Source organism: Streptomyces sp. MMS24-W38, from assembly GCF_059889265.1.
The window spans coordinates 4,494,115-4,510,568 of record NZ_JCBCPP010000001.1 but is presented as its reverse complement, the minus strand read 5'-3'; the positions used below and the strand labels follow the sequence as shown (position 1 = coordinate 4,510,568).

Annotated in this window: 13 protein-coding genes and 2 tRNA genes; 3 read left to right on the top strand and 12 right to left on the bottom strand. The window is 71.9% G+C overall.

The genetic code is table 11. From position 1 onward, the window contains the following. Nucleotides 1-49: 49 nt before the first annotated feature. Nucleotides 50-832, top strand: coding sequence for a TetR/AcrR family transcriptional regulator (locus tag AC6F7H_RS19415; RefSeq protein ID WP_500758202.1), 783 nt, complete (start codon nt 50-52; stop codon nt 830-832). A 225-nt stretch (nt 833-1,057) separates the two neighbouring features. On the opposite strand, the gene AC6F7H_RS19410 is transcribed toward AC6F7H_RS19415, so the two are convergent. The 6 genes from AC6F7H_RS19410 to leuS all read right to left on the bottom strand — a co-directional run bounded on the left by AC6F7H_RS19410 (nt 1,058) and on the right by leuS (nt 10,245). Then, nucleotides 1,058-1,573, bottom strand: coding sequence for a DinB family protein (locus AC6F7H_RS19410; protein WP_500758201.1), 516 nt, complete (start codon nt 1,571-1,573; stop codon nt 1,058-1,060). 163 nt (nt 1,574-1,736) lie between these two features. Next, nucleotides 1,737-4,346: a ComEC/Rec2 family competence protein gene (locus tag AC6F7H_RS19405; protein WP_500758200.1), complete on the bottom strand. Its 2,610-nt coding sequence runs from the start codon at nt 4,344-4,346 to the stop codon at nt 1,737-1,739. Then, nucleotides 4,343-5,392, bottom strand: coding sequence for a ComEA family DNA-binding protein (locus AC6F7H_RS19400; protein ID WP_500758199.1), 1,050 nt, complete (start codon nt 5,390-5,392; stop codon nt 4,343-4,345). Before AC6F7H_RS19400 ends, AC6F7H_RS19405 begins: the two co-directional genes overlap by 4 nt. Before the next feature lie 115 nt (nt 5,393-5,507). Then, nucleotides 5,508-6,353: a DegV family protein gene (locus tag AC6F7H_RS19395; RefSeq protein WP_500758198.1), complete on the bottom strand. Its 846-nt coding sequence runs from the start codon at nt 6,351-6,353 to the stop codon at nt 5,508-5,510. A 95-nt stretch (nt 6,354-6,448) separates the two neighbouring features. After that, nucleotides 6,449-7,153: a hypothetical protein gene (locus tag AC6F7H_RS19390; protein ID WP_500758197.1), complete on the bottom strand. Its 705-nt coding sequence runs from the start codon at nt 7,151-7,153 to the stop codon at nt 6,449-6,451. Nucleotides 7,154-7,347: 194 nt separating this feature from the next. After that, nucleotides 7,348-10,245, bottom strand: a complete 2,898-nt coding sequence (gene leuS, locus AC6F7H_RS19385) for a leucine--tRNA ligase (RefSeq protein ID WP_500758196.1) — start codon at nt 10,243-10,245, stop codon at nt 7,348-7,350. Nucleotides 10,246-10,830: 585 nt separating this feature from the next. Here leuS and AC6F7H_RS19380 point away from each other — a divergent pair. Continuing rightward, the gene (locus tag AC6F7H_RS19380; protein WP_500758195.1) at nt 10,831-12,132 is read left to right on the top strand and encodes a ferric reductase-like transmembrane domain-containing protein; all 1,302 of its coding nucleotides are present in this window, start codon (nt 10,831-10,833) and stop codon (nt 12,130-12,132) included. 334 nt (nt 12,133-12,466) lie between these two features. Beyond that, nucleotides 12,467-14,074, top strand: a complete 1,608-nt coding sequence (locus AC6F7H_RS19375; RefSeq protein WP_500758194.1) for a ferredoxin — start codon at nt 12,467-12,469, stop codon at nt 14,072-14,074. 124 nt (nt 14,075-14,198) lie between these two features. Here the strand turns inward: AC6F7H_RS19375 and AC6F7H_RS19370 are convergent. The 6 genes from AC6F7H_RS19370 to rsfS form a co-directional block, all read right to left on the bottom strand. After that, a tRNA-Ala gene (locus tag AC6F7H_RS19370) sits at nt 14,199-14,271 on the bottom strand. Between the two features lie 104 nt (nt 14,272-14,375). Continuing rightward, nucleotides 14,376-14,609 (bottom strand): hypothetical protein, encoded by a 234-nt coding sequence (locus tag AC6F7H_RS19365; protein WP_500758193.1) that lies wholly within the window; start codon nt 14,607-14,609, stop codon nt 14,376-14,378. A gap of 3 nt (nt 14,610-14,612) precedes the next feature. After that, entirely contained in the window at nt 14,613-14,804 is a 192-nt protein-coding gene (locus AC6F7H_RS19360) for a hypothetical protein (protein WP_500758192.1), read from the bottom strand. A gap of 237 nt (nt 14,805-15,041) precedes the next feature. Further along, a tRNA-Ala gene (locus tag AC6F7H_RS19355) sits at nt 15,042-15,114 on the bottom strand. Nucleotides 15,115-15,229: 115 nt separating this feature from the next. Further along, nucleotides 15,230-15,904 (bottom strand): histidine phosphatase family protein, encoded by a 675-nt coding sequence (locus tag AC6F7H_RS19350; RefSeq protein WP_500758191.1) that lies wholly within the window; start codon nt 15,902-15,904, stop codon nt 15,230-15,232. Then, a complete protein-coding gene (gene rsfS / locus AC6F7H_RS19345; protein WP_500758190.1) occupies nt 15,895-16,353 on the bottom strand; it encodes a ribosome silencing factor in 459 nt (152 codons plus the stop codon). Before rsfS ends, AC6F7H_RS19350 begins: the two co-directional genes overlap by 10 nt. Between the last annotated feature and the right edge of the window lie 101 nt (nt 16,354-16,454).

Here is a 16,454-nt window from a genome sequence, read left to right as displayed (position 1 = left end):
AAGGGTTACGCAGAACTAGGATGTGCGTCAAGCCCTGGCCGGAGATCGGATGGCAGCCCGGGCGACGAGGGAGGCGTACGTGGCGGACACGGAGAGCGGGACGGGGCTGCCCGCCAGCCTCGAAGTGGCCTGGGGGCTGCGCGAACGTCCCGCGAAGGGGCCGCGGCCCGGACTGAGCCTCGACCGGATCGTGGACACGGCCGTCCGGATCGCGGCCGCCGAAGGGCTCGGCGCGGTGTCCATGGGGCGGGTCGCCAAGGAACTCGGCGTCTCGACCATGTCGCTCTACCGCTATGTCGGTGCCAAGGACGAGCTCTATGTGCTGATGCAGGAGGCGGCCGTGGGCGCGCCGCCCGAGGCGCCGCCGGCCGGTACCGGGTGGCGCGAGTGCCTCGCGTGGTGGGCGCGGGCACAGCGGGCGGTCTTCCGGCAGAACCTGTGGCTGCTGCGCATCCCGACCTCGGGACCGCCCATCGGCCCCAACTCCCTGGCCTGGATGGAAGCGGCGCTCGCGGGGCTGGACGGCACCGGGTTGCGCGAGGAGGAGAAACTCTCCGTGCTGATGCTGGTGGGCGGCTACGTACGGAATGAATCCGTGCTGATGTCCGACCTGGAGGCCGGGATGCGAGCGAGCGGGGTCGGGCCCGACGAGTCGCTGCGGCGCTATGCGGCGGCGCTCGGGGCGCTCACCGACGCCGAGCGGCATCCCGCCATCGCGCGGCTCCTCGCCTCGGGCGTGCTCGAGTACGGGGATGAGGCCGACACCGAGTTCGACTTCGGGCTCGACCGGGTGCTCGACGGGATCGAGGTCCTGGTCGAGTCGCGACGCTGATGTCGCACGCCTTGTTCAACCCCCACCGGCCGGCCGCCCTTTGAGCAGATCGGGGAAGAATCCCTGCTCCGCCGTGCACGCTCTCGGTGTGCTGGCCGAAAGTCCTCGTACTGGATGCACTTGGGCTTTCGGGCGGCGCGGCGAAGGGGGTACCTCCCTGCTCGAGCGAAGCCGGGAGCTCGGGGGCGCGTGCCGGGCGTCGCGACGGGGCGAACGTTGCCTGCCCTAGTAGTACCCCTTCGCCCCGTCGAGCAGCTCCCGCACGATGTCCGCATGCCCCGCGTGCCGTCCGGTCTCCTCGACCAGGTGGATGAGCATCCAGCGGAGGTTGGCCTTGCCCGAGCGGTAGCCGGGGTGGCGACCGACGTCGTCCAGGGAGGCCGCGGACACGATCTCGTTGCTTCGGGCGCACTGGGCCTCGTAATCCGCGAGCAGCTGCTTCAGCGTGATGCCGTCGGTGCGCCATTCGGCGTCCTCGTCCGTCTCGTCGAAGGACGGGTTCTGCGTCTCGTCGCCACCGAGGAACAGCACCTCCAGCCAGGTGTGCTCGACCCACCGCATATGGCTGATGAGCCCGGCCATCGTCATCGTCGGCGAGGTCGGGATGACGGAGCGGTGCGCGTCCGCCTCGCTCAGTCCCTCGCACTTCCATCGCAGGATCTGCCTCTGGAGATTCAGCCAGCCAAGGAGCGCGGTTCGCTCGTCGGCCTGAAAAGGAGGACGTTCGAGTGAAGGGGACATGCCTGCGGACGCTAGCGTGCCCGGTCTCCGGCTGTCGCCACCTTTTCGGCTGAGCATGGCCATGAGCCCCGCCCTGTGCCAAGCCCGGCCGCGAACCAGGCACAAGCTCCGCCGGACAGGGCCTGGCCCTTGGCTTGAAGTCAAGGAGGGAAGTGTCAGCTCCTCAGTGTCGGGCCACGCGCAGTTCGCTCCTTCCGCCCTCGTCGCCGAGCACCGCGATCGCGCCGTCGCGGTCTGTCCGCAGTACCGCGGTGCCGGTGTTGCGCAGGGCGGCGAGTGTGGTCGGGGCCGGGTGGCCGTAGGTGTTGTCGCGGCCCGCGGAGATCAGGGCCAGCCGGGGTGACATCCGGTGCAGGAGGCCGGGATCCTGGAAGGCAGAGCCGTGGTGGGCGACCTTCAGGACGTCGACGTCGGCCAGTCGCTCCGCCGCGGGTGACCTGGCCAGGGCCCGCTGGGCGGGCGGTTCCAGGTCGCCGAGCAGCAGCAGGCGCAGGCCGGCCGTCCGGACGAGCATGGCCACGCTGGCGTCGTTCGGGCCCTCCGGCTGCGGGGTCCAGGACTGCGGGGTCGTGGGCGCTGCGGGCTGCCGGGGGCTCGGTGGTGGCCACACCACCTCCCAGGACAGGTCTCCCGTGCGCCGCCGCTCCCCGGCGACGGCACGCGTCATCGGCAGGTGCCGGTCGGTCGCGAGTCTTCGTACGAAGCGGGCCTGGTCGGCGGGCTCCTCCAGCCCCGTGGTCGCGATCGCGCCCACCGAGCGTCCGCGCAGTACACCGGGCAGGCCCGCCACATGGTCGGCGTGGAAGTGGGTCAGTACGACCAGCGGGACGCGGGTGATGCCGAGGGAGCGCAGGCAGCGGTCCACCAGCGCCGGGTCCGGGCCGGCGTCCACGACCACCCCGGTGTCCTCGCCCGCGGCCAGCACCATCGCGTCGCCCTGACCCACGTCGCACACCACCAGCCGCCAGCCCGGCGGCGGCCAGCCCGTGATCACCCGGGTCAGCGGCGGCGGCCGCACCACCAGGAGGACCAGGAGCAGCGCGCAGATCGCGCACCACCAGGGGTGCCCCAGCAGCCTCCGGCCGGCCAGCAGCACGATCGGGGTGAGCGCCCCGAGCAGTGCCGCCCCGGCCCAGCTGCCCGGCCAGTCGACTCCGGCGCCGGGCAGCGCGGCCCCGGTCCGGGCGATCTGCGCGATCCACTCCACGGGCCAACTCGCGCACCAGGCGAGCGCCTTCGCCAGCGGTATCGCCGGCAGGGCGGTGGCCAGCGCCAGGAAGCCCAGCACGGTGGCCGGTGCGAGCGCGAACTCCGCGAGGAGATTGCACGGCACCGCCACCAGGCTCACCCGCGCCGACAGGACGACGACCACCGGCGCGCACACCGCCTGCGCTGCACCCGCGGCGGCCAGCGCCTCCGCGAGCCGTGGCGGCACTCCACGCCGTCGCAGGCCGACGCTCCAGCGCGGGGCGAGCGTGAGCAGGGCGCCGGTGGCCAGCACGGAGAGCAGGAAGCCGTAGGTGCGGGCCAGCCACGGGTCGTAGAGCACCAGCAGCAGGACGGCCGTCGCCAGCGCCGGGATCAGCGATCTGCGGCGGCCGGTGGCGAGCGCGAGCAGCGCGACGGATCCGCAGGCCGCGGCCCGCAGCACACTCGGATCCGGCCGGCACACGACGACGAACCCGAGCGAGATCACCCCGCCGAGCAGCGCGGTCGTCCGCAGGGGGATGCCGAGGCGCGCGGCGAGACCACGGCGCTCGGCGTACTGGGCGAGGCCCGGCGGGCCGAGGAGCAGGGCGAGGAGGATGGTGAAGTTGGCGCCGGAGACGGCCAGCGTGTGGGTGAGGTCGGTCTCTTTGAACGCCTCTTCGAGTTCCGGGGTGACGCGTGCGGTGTCGCCGACGACCAGCCCCGGCAGCAGGGCCCGCGCGTCCGTCGACAGCCCGTCGGTCGCCGCCCGCAGTCCGGCCCGTAGCCGCCCCGCCAGCCGCTGCGGCCCCGACGGCTCCCCCACCGTCTCCGGTCCGTCCCGGCCCTTGACCCGCAGCACGGCCGCGAACCGGTCACCGCCCGCCGTCGCGGGCGCGAGCCGGGCCTCGATCCGCAGCCGGGTGGACGGCAGCAGTCCGAGCCACAGTGAGCGTTCCTCGGCAGGGCGCACTCGTCCGTCCGGCGCACCGCCCCCGGCCGGACGGGCGTCGACCATCACCAGCACCGGGGCCCGGGTCGCCACCGCGGCTCCCCGCCCTGCCCGCTCCACTCTCCGCACCTCGGCCTCGATGAGCACCGTCCTCGGGACCGGCCGACTGCCGCCGGCTCTGGGCCGGCTCAGGCGGGGGTCGGAGGTGATCTCGACCTCGGCCGTCACGGCGGCGTACTCCCGCGCCAGCTCCGGCACCGGGCCGCGCCGCAGATCCGCGCCGTGCAGACCCGCCGAGCAGGCGGCAGCGGCGACGCAGAGCAGTACCGCGGTTCCGGAGAGACGCGCACGTCCCGGTCCTGCACGGCGGTTCCGCAGGGCGAGGAGAACGGCGGCCGACGCCAAGGACGCGATCACCGTGCCCAGCACCCGGGCGGGCGGGGCGTGCAGCATCACCGCCGCCGTGGCCCAGGCCGCCAGCGCGGGTGGGACGAGACGCAGGTCGGCCGGTCCCTCCTGCCGCGGGTGGGCGGCCCCGAGCCGCTTCCCGGAGGAGGCGTGCACGGACAGCCGGGTGGCAGGCCCCGCGGCGGTGGGTTCCGTGAGGGCGGGCGCCGCCGTCCGGCTCCTCATGGCCGTACGAGATTCCGCAGGTCCGCGAAGCGGCGGTCGCCGATGCCGTTCACTTCCCGCAGTTCGTCCACCGAGCGGAAACCGCCGTTCCGGGTGCGGTACTCGATGATGTGCCGGGCCAGCACGGGGCCGACGCCCGGGAGGGTCTCGAGCTGGTCCGAGGTGGCGGTGTTGAGGGACACCGGTGCCGTGGGCCCGGCTCCCGCCCCCGTGCCGGCCGGGCCGCCCACCACGGGCCCCGGGCCTGCCACCGGTGGCGGGCCGCCGACGATCACCTGCTCGCCGTCCACGAGGAAGCGGGCCCGGTTGAGGCCGTCGGTCTTGGTTCCGGGGCGTACTCCGCCCGCCGCCCGCAACGCGTCCGCGACCCGTGAGCCGGCCGGGAGACGGTGGACGCCCGGGTCACGCACCTTGCCGCCGACATCGACCACGATCTCGGGGGCCGCCGTCCCCGCAGTACCCGTGTCGGCGGGTTCGCCGACCCCGGATGGGGCGGCCGGCCGACTCTCGTCGTGGGGCACGGCCGCCCCCACCACCTCCGGCGCCTGCACCGGCTGGGGTCGCCCGCCCCAGAAGTGCTGTACGGCGAACCCCACGGCCACCACGAGCACCACCGACAACGCGATCACGCTCCGCCGTTCCAGCCCGCACCGCGTCCGCACCCACAGCGGCAACCGCTCCCGCAGTGCGAGCACCGTCCGACCGGCCGACCGCCGCTCCCCCGGAGCCGACAGGTCCGGCTCCGCCACCGGGTCCGGGTCCGTGCCGCCCACAGCCCAGCGCGGCACGACCCTGGCGCCCCTGATGTCCCTGCCGCCCCGGACGCCCCCGCCCCGCTCCCCGAACAGCGCCTCCGCCCGGCGCCGAAGCTCTTCCGCCGAGGCGTCACGGTCCCGGTGCCGGTGCTCGTGCCGTACCCGGTCGCCTGTCCCGGACCCCGACCCGGCGGTGGACGGCCGGCGGTGACGGGCGCGGCCGTCGGATGCGGGTGCACGGCCCGGCCCGCTGGTCGCGGTCGCCGTGTGTGAACGTGATCGAAGTGCCATGCCGGCATGATCGGGCAGATCACCGCATTCGCGATGATCTTGCTCGCTTTCCGTGGATTACCGGCTGGTTGTGGACAACTCCGTCACCCTGACGCGCCAGTCCGGCAGCAGCCCCTCATCGAGCCGAGACCACGACCCCCAGCAGGCCGGGTCCCGTGTGCGCGCCGATCACCGCGCCGACCTCGCTGACATGCAGGTCGACCAGGCGGGGCAGCCGCGTGCGCAGCCGGTCCGCGAGGGCCGACGCGCGGTCCGGCGCGGCGAGGTGGTGGACGGCGACGTCGACCTCGGCGACGCCCGCCCGCTCGGCCGCGATCTCCTCCAGACGGGCGATGGCCTTCGATGCCGTGCGCACCTTCTCCAGGGGTTCGATACGGCCGCCCGCCAGCTGGAGCAGCGGCTTCACGGCGAGTGCCGATCCCAGCAGGGCCTGCGCGGCTCCGATGCGTCCGCCGCGGCGCAGATAGTCCAGGGTGTCGACGTAGAAGTACGCGGAGGTGCCCGCCGCCCGCTTCTCCGCGGCCGTGACCGCGTCGTCCACGGTGCCGTCCGCCTCCGCGGCCTGTGCGGCGGCGAGGGCGCAGAATCCGAGCGCCATGGTGATCATGCCGGTGTCCACCACCCGCACCGGCACCGGCGCCTCGCGGGCCGCGACGACCGCGGCGTCGTAGGTACCGGAGAGCTCGGCGGAGAGATGGAGGGAGACGATGCCGGTGGCTCCGGACTCGGCTGCTTTGCGGTAGGTCTCGGCGAAGACCTCGGGGCCGGGCCGGGACGTCGTCACCGGACGCCGTTTCTGCAGCGCCTCGGCGAGGGAGCGGGTGGAGATCTCGGTGCCCTCTTCCAGCGCGCGGTCCCCCAGGACCACGGTCAGGGGTACCGCGGTGATGCCGTGCCGCTCCATCGTCCGGGCCGGAAGGTAGGCCGTTGAATCGGTGATGATGGCGACATGGCGGGACATGGGCTGGAGGTTACCTGGCGTACGGCCTCCTCGGCAGCCCGGACCGGCGCGCCGGACGGGACCGTGTCCGGATCACGACGACCGGAACGACCGGATCAAGTGGTGCTCTCCGGACGGGTCTTCTTCTGCCAGGGATAGGTGAGGCGAGGTCCGGGCGGTGTGATGGCGGGGCGGGCCGGGCCGGCTGCCGGGGCGTCCTCGGCCGGTGCTGCGGACCGATGCGGGGGTGCGGACGCGGAGGCGGACTGCTGCTCGGTGGTCGTCCAGTGCCGCAGGGCTCCGGTCTCCATGTCGATCTGGGTGCTGAGGGAATCCAGATCGTCGTCCGCGAAGTGGCGGGCTCGGTCGCGGGCCGCCCAGCGCAGGGAGTCCGCGGACCGTGTGATGCGGTTGGTGCGCTCACGCAGTTCGGGCAGCCGCTTGCCGAGGGTGCCGCGGTCCGGCTCGGACTCCAGGCGCCTGAGTTCGCCCTCCAGTTCGTGCCCGTGCGCGCTGAGCCGCTCGAAGAGGGCGAGGGACTCCTTGAGGGACTGGTCCTCGGCGGCGCCGGTCTCCAGCGCGTCCTGGGTGGCGCGCATGGACGTACGCAGTCTGAGCCGGAGTTGGGCGATCTCGCCGGCCGGGCCGGACTGGGCGAAGGACTTGACCTTCAAAGTGTGGTCCTCGACCGTGCGGCGGGCCTGGGTGATGTGACGGTCCGCGCTGCGCTTGGCGGCGCCGACGACCTTCACGGTGGCATACGCGCCGAGCACGACGAAGAGCACGAAGAGCAGGGCCAACACTGCGATCACCGCTTCCACGAGACTCCTCCTCCGGGCCCTGGGGCCTGCCGCCACACACACCGCGCCGCTCTTCAAAGGTAAACGCAACGGGCAGGTTCGGAGTTCCGGAAGAACCCCGAACCTGCCCGTAGGGGAGTACCCCGAGCCCGCCGGCCCGGCGGGCCCCGCAGTGCTACGGCGTCACAGCGTGACAGCGACACGACACCACAGCATCACGCCGGAACGATGTTCACCAGCTTCGGTGCCCGCACGATCACCTTGCGGATCCCGGCCCCGCCCAGCGCCGCGACGACCCTCTCGTCGGCCAGCGCCACCTTCTCCAGCTCCTCCTCGGAGATCGACGGCGACACCTCCAGGCGGGCCTTGACCTTGCCCTTGACCTGGACCACGCAGGTGACGGCCTCGTCGACCACGTACGCCGGGTCGGCGACCGGGAAGTCCTGGTGGACGACCGAGTCGGTGTGGCCCAGCGCGCGCCACAGCTCCTCCGCGATGTGCGGGGCCAGCGGCGCCACCAGCAGCACCAGGGACTCGGCGACCGGACGCGGCACCGCACCCCCCTGCTTGGTCAGGTGGTTGTTCAACTCGGTGACCTTGGCGATGGCGGTGTTGAAGCGCATGCCCTCCAGGTCCTGGCGCACCCCGTCGATCGCCTTGTGCAGGGCGCGCAGGGTGTCCTCGTCGATACCGGAGTCCCCCGCGTCGACGACGGTCACCTCGCCGGTGTTCTCGTCCACGATGTTGCGCCACAGCCGCTGCAGCAGCCGGAACTGACCGACCACCGCGCGGGTGTCCCACGGCCGCGACACGTCCAGCGGCCCCATCGCCATCTCGTACAGACGCAGGGTGTCGGCCCCGTACTCGGCGCAGATCTCGTCCGGAGTGACCGCGTTCTTCAGGGACTTGCCCATCTTGCCCAGCAGCCGGGAGACCCGCTCGCCCTGGTAGTAGTAGGCGCCCTCGCGCTCCTCGACCTCGGCGGCCGGTACCGCGATGCCGCGGCTGTCGCGGTAGACGTAGGCCTGGATCATGCCCTGGTTGAACAGCCTGTGGAACGGCTCCGCCGACGACACGTGCCCCAGGTCGTGCAGCACCTTGGACCAGAAGCGCGCGTACAGCAGGTGCAGTACGGCGTGCTCGGCGCCGCCGACGTACAGGTCGACGCCGCCGTGCGGCATGCCCTCGCGCGGGCCCATCCAGTACCGCTCGATCTCCGGGTCGACCAGCTTCTCGCTGTTGCGCGGGTCCAGGTAGCGCAGCTCGTACCAGCAGGAACCGGCCCAGTTGGGCATGGTGTTGGTCTCGCGCCGGTACCGGCGCGGACCGCGGCCGTCTCCCAGGTCCAGGGTGACGTGGACCCAGTCCTCGTTGCGCGACAGCGGCGTCTCGGGCCGGCTGTCGGCGTCGTCGGGGTCGAAGGTGCGCGGGGAGTAGTCCTCGACCTCGGGCAGTTCCAGCGGCAGCATCGACTCGGGCAGCGCGTGGGCGATGCCGTCCTCGTCGTAGACGATCGGGAAGGGCTCGCCCCAGTAGCGCTGGCGGCTGAACAGCCAGTCGCGCAGCCGGAAGTTGACGGTGCCCTCGCCGATGCCCCGGCGCTCCAGCCACTCGGTGATGCGCGCCTTGGCCTCGACGACGCCCAGACCGTCCAGGCTCACCTCGTCGTTGGACGAGTTGATGATCTTCGCGTCGTACGACGCGAAGGCGTCCTCCCAGGTGGCGGTGTCCGTGCCGCGGCCGTCCGTCGGCTCGACGATGCAGTGGATCGGCAGTTCGAAGGCGCGCGCGAACTCGAAGTCGCGCTGGTCACCGGCCGGTACGGCCATGATCGCGCCGGTGCCGTAGCCCATCAGGACGTAGTCGGCGATGAAGACGGGCACCTGCTCGCCGTTGACCGGGTTGGTCGCGTAGGAGCCGATGAAGACGCCGGTCTTGTCCTTGGCCTCGGCCTGCCGCTCCACGTCGGACTTGGACGCGGCCTGCGCGCGGTAGGCGGCGACGGCCTCGGCCGGGGTGGCGTGGCCGCCGGTCCAGATGTCGTGGGTGCCCTCGGGCCAGGTGGCCGGGGTGAACTTCTCGACCAGCGGGTGCTCGGGCGCCAGCACCATGTAGGTGGCGCCGAACAGGGTGTCGGGGCGGGTGGTGAAGACGGTGATCCGCTCGCCGTCGATGGGGAAGTCGACGCGGGCGCCCTCGGAGCGGCCGATCCAGTTGCGCTGCTGCAGCTTGATGGCCTCGGGCCAGTCCAGGGCGTCCAGGTCGGCCAGCAGCCGCTCGGCGTAGGCGGTGATGCGCATGTTCCACTGGCGCAGCTTCGCCTTGAAGACCGGGAAGTTGCCGCGCTCGGAGCGGCCTTCGGCGGTGACCTCCTCGTTGGCCAGCACGGTGCCCAGGCCGGGGCACCAGTTGACCGGCGCGTCGGAGGCGTAGGCCAGCCGGAACTCGCCCAGGACGTCGGCGCGCTCGGCCTCGCTCAGCTCGCTCCACGCACGCGTGTGGCCCGGTACGGGACGCTCACCGGACTCGAACCCGGCGATCAGCTCGGCGATCGGGCGGGCCCGGTCGGCCTTGTCGTCGTACCAGGAGTTGAAGATCTGCAGGAAGATCCACTGGGTCCACTTGTGGTACTCCGGGTCGATCGTGGCGAACGACCGGCGCCTGTCGTGGCCCAGGCCCAGCCGGCGCAGCTGGGACTTCATGTTCTCGATGTTGGCCTCGGTGGACACGCGCGGGTGCGTGCCGGTCTGCACGGCGTACTGCTCGGCGGGCAGTCCGAAGGCGTCGAAGCCCAGGGTGTGCAGGACGTTGTGGCCGGTCATGCGCTGGAACCGGGCGGAGACGTCGGTGGCGATGTACCCCAGGGGGTGGCCGACGTGCAGTCCCGCACCGGAGGGATAGGGGAACATGTCCATGATGAACTTCTTGGGCCGGGCGACCAGCTCCGGGTCGCCCGCCAGGTCACCGCTCGGGTTGGGCGCCTCGTAGGTGCCCTCGGCGTCCCAGAAGTCCTGCCAGCGTGCCTCGATCTCGGCCGCCAGGGCGGCCGTGTAGCGGTGCGGCGCGGCCTCCGCCGACACAGGGGCGGTGGCCGCGGGGTTCGTCTCGCTCATGGTCCTCAAAGCTCCATCGATCGTCTGCGCCTTCGGCTGCGGCATTTCAGGCCTTCGGGCCTCCGGGCCTTCGGGCTTCCGGAAATGAAAAATCCCCTCGCACAGGAGGGGACGCCGCGCCGATTCCGACCACCTGGTACGACCGTGGTCGGGACTGATCAGCGCGGCTCGCTAAGCAGAAGGCGTACGGCACGCATGGCGCCAGGGTACCGCAGGCCCGCGGCACGCCGCGACGCGCTTCCCGGACCCACCAGGCCGCCGGGAACCGGTGGAGAGCCCGCGGAGAGCGCTCCCGCCCCACCGGCGCCCCTGAATCCCGGTCAAAGATTACTTCGCGTAACGCCCCCTATGGGGCATCCCTCCGGCCGGATCGTCCTTTGATAACAGCGCAATAACTCAAACCTGTACTCCCCGGTACGCAGGAGGTTTAGAGTGCGGCCCGGGACCGCTTCTCCCGAACGTTCGGAGTTCCCCCATGAACCCTCGTCCAGACAGCAGCCCACCGCCCGTTCAGGGCCGGTCGGCTGCCGGTCAGTCGTACCCGCTCGCCGTCGTGCTTTCCGTCGTGACGTGGGGAGGTAGGGCGTGAGGCCGGACGACAGCACGGCGGACGACTGGTTCCTCGAGTTCCTCAACTTCGGTGCGGGCGTCCTGTCGCTCGTCTGCCTGAGCTGCTCGGTGATCTGGGGGCTCGTCGCCCAGGACCGGGTTCTGCTCGGCCCGCGCGAGCGCATCCTGGCGCAGGCCGTGCACCGCACCACGGCGGTCGGTTCGGTCGTCTTCCTGCTGGTGCACATGGTCATCAAGCTGGTCCTGGACCACACCACCTGGATCGCCGCGGTACTGCCCTTCGGGCTGCTCCTCACGGATGACGAGGTGGTCGCCGGCCGGAGCTTCCTGATCGGCCTGGGCACGCTGGCCGGCCTGCTGATGATCTTCGTGGCCATCACCGGCATCCTGCGCAACCGCTTCGCCTCGCCCGCCCCCGTCGCGGCACGCTGGCGCGCCATGCACATGCTGGCCTACCCGGCCTGGTGCGCCGCGCTGGTGCACGGGCTCTACGCGGGTCGAGCGGCCAAGCCGATCTTCCTGATCCTGTACGGCCTGTCCGTGCTCGGCGTCATGGCCGTCCTGGTGCTGCGCGTCTCCCCGCCCTCGGTCAAGCGCAAGGTCGCCGATCAGGTCACCGGCCTGCTCGGCATCACCGACCAGTCGGGCCGCGACGTCCTGGAGAAGAGCCGCACCCGGTCGGCCGAGGCGTCGCTCTCCGGGCTCCCCGGCTACCAGGACGGCGGCAGACGGGCCTCCCGGTCCCGTGCCGAGCGCCCCGAGCCGGCCCGGCCGCGCTACGAAACCGCCGAACGCGTCACCCCGGCCCCGGAGCCCGCGAACGGCTTCGCGGCCGCCTACCGCGCGGTCTCGCCCCCGTCCGCCCCGTCCCAGCCGCAGCAGCCCCTCTACGCCGACCAGACCGCCCGCATGGAACTGCCCCTGGACATGCAGCCCACGCAGGCCGTCCCGCGCGTGGACGCCCCTCCCATGGACGCACCCCTCATGGACGTGGCACGCGTGGACGGCCCCTCCAGCACCTCGGGCAACTGGCCCATCCCCTCCCCGCCACCGGTCGGCGAGGCCCCGCCGTCGGCCTACGACCCGCTCCAGGACACCGGATACAACATCCCGACCTACGACAATTCGACCGCACCGGGCTACGGCGCGAGTGATGTGCGCGACACCGGTGAGTCGAACCCCCTCTACGGCACGTACAACCCGAGTGACACGTACAACAGCGGTCCCGCCACTGATCCATCGCCCGGTGCGTCGTACGACTTCGACGCACCGGGTTCGGCCGAACCTTGGAACACGCCTTCCGGAGGCTTCAATTGAACCCTCCCCCAGCTGAAGCAGGGGGATTCCTGGCTCAGGACGCCCCGCAGGCCAGCGACCTGATAGGTCCCACTCCCCCAACACCGGCCGGGACGGAACCTGCCCGGTTCGCCGAGCGAAGCTCGGGTGTGCCGTCCCGGTTCTCGATCGGCACGGTGTGCCCGCCTGGTTCCCGCAACGCACGGCAGGCCCTTCACCCGATCACACGGGCGGTATTCCGCCGTAGAGGCGAAACGCCGTTCTCGCCTTGCTCCGCAAGGGTTCGAATCTCCTCCGCAAGCGGGCAGTACTCCCGCCTCGGCCTGAAGGCCGGGGCATCCTCGAAGGAGGTCAGGTGAACGAGGCTCTGCCCGACGTACCCGAAGTCCGCGTCGTCGGACTTCCCCAGCTCACGTCGGGCTTCGACCTTGTCGACCGGCTCGATCTCCCCATGCACCTCAAGGTGCACGGGCCGCTCGAACCCCTGGGCGGCGAACAGCTCGCCCAGCTGGCTGAACGCATCAACCTCAGGGGCCGCGGCGGCGCGGGCTTCCCCTTCCACAAGAAGCTGCGCTCGGTCGCCGAAACGGCGATCAAGCGTGGCGTCCGGCCGGTCGTCGTCGTCAACGGCAGCGAGGACGAACCGGCCTGCCGCAAGGACACGGTGCTGATCAACCGTGCGCCGCATCTCATCCTGGACGGCGCGCTGCTGTGCGCCGAGGCCATGGGTGCCCGCACGCTCGTGGTGGGGGTCACCCGGGAGTCCACCCAGCGCTCCATGGAGGCCGCGCTGGCCGAACGCGGCCTCACCAACGGGCGCCGGTCCGTGCTGCGCGCCCGCGTACAGCGCAACCCGGTGCGGATGGTCACGGGCGCCGCGGCCTCATTGATCCGCTCCATCGACGGCGGTCCGGCGATCCCGCCGGGCCGCAAGACGAGCGCCTCGAAGAACGGCGTCGGCGGCGCGCCCACCCTGCTGTCCAACGCCGAGACGTTCGCCCAGCTCGCCATCGCCGCCCGCATCGGCCCGGAGCGCTACGGCAACACCGGCCTGTACGACGAACCGGGCACCGTCATGCTCACGGTGTCCGGGGCGGTCGCCCGCCCCATGGTGGTCGAGGTCCCGACGGGCGTACCGCTGCGCTACGTCCTGCAGCTCGCCGGTGCGCCACCGGTGCCGCAGGGCGTGCTGACCGGCGGCTACCACGGCAAGTGGATCGACGCGGCGACCGTCAACGAGGCGATCGTCTCCCGCAACTCCCTGGACGCGGTGGGCGGCGCCCTCGGCGCGGGGGCGATCCTGCCGATCAGTCAGAACACCTGCCCGCTGGGCGAGTCGCTGATGGTGGCGAAGTGGCTGGCCGAGGAGAGCGCCAACCAGTGCGGCCCGTGCTACCTGGGCCTGCCGGCCGCCGCGCGCGGCCTGGAGGACATCCTGGGCGGCGGCGGACCGGCCGCCCTGGAGGCGGTCAAGCAGGTCGCCAAGAACGTGAAGCGGCGCGGCGCGTGTTCGCATCCGGACGGCTCCGCGATGTTCCTGGAGTCGACCATCAAGGCGTTCACCGACGACCTCACCGCCCACGTCATGGGCAACGGCTGCGGACGGCCCGTGGAGGGCGTCCTGCCGCTCTTCGAGGGCGGCCAGACCCCTACGGGCATCCCGGGCGGCGGCGGCGAGGAGAACGGCCCCAGCCGCCAGAAGATCTTCGTCGACTGGACGCTGTGCCGGGGCCACGGGCTGTGCGCGGACCTTCTCCCGGAGGTCTTCCAGCTCGGCGCGGACGGCTTCCCGACGGTCGCTCAGGCCCAGGTGCCGCGCCGCGCCGAGGACAAGGCACTGCGCGCGGTGCGCCGCTGCCCGGCACTGGCCCTGCGCATCGAGGAGGGGGCTTCGTCCAAGGCGCCCTCCCGCAATCTGCCGGTCCTCTCCCAGGGGCGAGGCCGGCGCGCACTGGGCCGCTGACACAGGCCCGTGCGGGGCATCCCTCGGGGTGTCCCGCACGGACCCCTCTCCGAGCCGCCGCACACCGTCCCCACAACGCGTCGAGGGCGGACCATCCATTCGGATGGTCCGCCCTCGACTGCTGTGGAGCTAAGGAGAATTGAACTCCTGACCTCCTGCATGCCATGCAGGCGCTCTACCAACTGAGCTATAGCCCCAGGTCCTGCTCCCGCCCGGTTTCCCCGGCGGCGACGCCAACTTTACACGGTCATCGGCGCCCAACACCAAATCGATTCCGTTGCGCCCGGTTCTGTCCGCATTGTCACGCGGTCACGAACGAATAGAAGCGCTTGAGCGTGCAGTGCTCCTCCAGGAGCCGGCCGTAGATCGGTTCACCCTCGAGTTCGCGGTACGTCTCGATCGGGTCGCCCTTTATGATCAGCGCCCGCGCGCACTCCGCGCACCAGTACTGGTAGTCGGGATTGACCGGTTCCATGTCCCGGACGATCGGCGTCCCGCTGCCGCACCAGTCACACCTTCGCCTGTGCGCACCCATCACTCAGCTCCAGCTGTGGCCGCAGGCCGTACACGTGTCGGAGACACCGTCGTTGCCGCCGAGGACACCCAGGACGTCGAAGACTCGGGCGACGTGCGCGAAGCCGCGGGAAGGGCGGCGGTGGCGGGTCGAGGTCCGTCGTGTCGACACCCCGCCGAGGAGGTGGTCGACCTCCCCGTGGATGCTCGCAGGCATCACAACTCCCTCCCGTCGGGCCGCGCCCCCTTCCGGCCGTTTGATTCTGCCACGGCCGGGCCATCGCGGTCAGCGACGCCTGGGTACCGTTCGGGACACGGATCGGCGCCTCGTGGAGGTATACGACCGTCGGCCCCGGAGTGCTCAACCAGGGACAACGAAAAAACCCGCCCTCGTACCGAGGACGGGATCTTCGTCATGTGAAGCGGTGGATCTCTCGATCCAGCACCCCATCTGTGGAGCTAAGGAGAATTGAACTCCTGACCTCCTGCATGCCATGCAGGCGCTCTACCAACTGAGCTATAGCCCCGGGTGTTCTTCCCGCTCGGCGGGCGAACAAGAAGAACTTTAGCCTGCGACCTGCCGGAAAGCGAAATCCGGTCCCCGGTCGGTCGTCCGCCGGTCGTCCGCCGGTCGTCCGTCGGTCAGTCGTCGTCGCCGAGCACCGGCTCCGGCAGGGTGCCGGCGTTGTGCTCCAGCAGCCGCCAGCCGCGGGCGCCCTCGCCGAGGACGGACCAGCAGCAGTTGGTGAGCCCGCCGAGGCCCTCCCAGCTGCGCGGGTCCAGCCCGAGCAGCCGGCCGATGGTGGTGCGGATCGTGCCGCCGTGGCTGACCACCACGAGCGTGCCGTCGTCCGGGAGCTTCTCGGTGTGCCGGAGCACCACGGGAGCGGCGCGGTCGGCGACCTCGGTCTCCAGTTCGCCGCCGCCCCTGCGCACCGGCTCGCCGCGCTTCCACGCGGTGTACTCGTCGCCGTACCTGGCGATGATCTCGTCGTGCGTCAGGCCCTGCCAGACGCCCGCGTAGGTCTCCCGCAGGGCCTCGTCGTGGACCGGCTCCAGACCGGTGAGCGCGGCGAGTTCCGCGGCGGTGTGCGCGGCCCGCTTCAGGTCGGAGGCGATGATCGCGTCCGGTTTGAGGCCCGCGAGGAGGCGCGCGGCCCGGCGGGCCTGGGCGACGCCGGTCTCGGTGAGCTCCACGTCGGTGCTGCCCTGGAAGCGGCGCTCCACGTTCCAGGAGGTCTGGCCGTGGCGCCACAGGATGATGCGGCGGCCCCGGCGACCGGACCCGAACACCTCACCGGAGGCGCTCACCTCCACTCACCACCGGGCCCCGCGGTCTGTGCGGCGGCCTCCTCGGCCTCCAGCTGCCGGGCGTGCTCCGCTGCCTTGCCGCGGGTCGCCACGGCGTCCGCGGGCAGCTCCAGCTCGGGGCAGTCCTTCCACAGCCGCTCCAGGGCGTAGAAGACCCGCTCCTCGCTGTGCTGGACGTGGACGACGATGTCGACGTAGTCGAGCAGGACCCAGCGGGCCTCGCGGTCGCCCTCGCGGCGCACCGGCTTGGCACCGAGCTCCTTGCTGAGCCGCTCCTCGATCTCGTCGACGATCGACTTGACCTGGCGGTCGTTGGGCGCGGAGGCCAGCAGGAAGGCGTCGGTGATGGACAGCACGTCACTGACGTCGTAGGCGACGATGTCGTGCGCGAGCTTGTCGGCGGCCGCCTGGGCGGCGGTGGTGACGAGCTCGATGGAACGGTCGGTTGCGGTCACTGCACGGCTTTCGCTCGGAGGTCGGTTGCCTCCAAGGGTCTCACGGACCGCCGGGCACGCCCCACGCGTTTCGGGGGCGCGCCCGGGCGGGGGCGCCGGCG

What these genes read in the sequence shown, in the direction of transcription:
- AC6F7H_RS19395 (WP_500758198.1), bottom strand. Translation starts at nt 6,353, where the DNA reads ATGTCCCGCCATGTCGCCATCATCACCGATTCAACGGCCTACCTTCCG.
- AC6F7H_RS19415 (WP_500758202.1), top strand. Translation starts at nt 50, where the DNA reads ATGGCAGCCCGGGCGACGAGGGAGGCGTACGTGGCGGACACGGAGAGC.
- AC6F7H_RS19400 (WP_500758199.1), bottom strand. Translation starts at nt 5,392, where the DNA reads ATGGCACTTCGATCACGTTCACACACGGCGACCGCGACCAGCGGGCCG.
- AC6F7H_RS19365 (WP_500758193.1), bottom strand. Translation starts at nt 14,609, where the DNA reads ATGGGTGCGCACAGGCGAAGGTGTGACTGGTGCGGCAGCGGGACGCCG.
- AC6F7H_RS19360 (WP_500758192.1), bottom strand. Translation starts at nt 14,804, where the DNA reads ATGCCTGCGAGCATCCACGGGGAGGTCGACCACCTCCTCGGCGGGGTG.
- leuS (WP_500758196.1), bottom strand. Translation starts at nt 10,245, where the DNA reads ATGAGCGAGACGAACCCCGCGGCCACCGCCCCTGTGTCGGCGGAGGCC.
- AC6F7H_RS19405 (WP_500758200.1), bottom strand. Translation starts at nt 4,346, where the DNA reads ATGAGGAGCCGGACGGCGGCGCCCGCCCTCACGGAACCCACCGCCGCG.
- AC6F7H_RS19410 (WP_500758201.1), bottom strand. Translation starts at nt 1,573, where the DNA reads ATGTCCCCTTCACTCGAACGTCCTCCTTTTCAGGCCGACGAGCGAACC.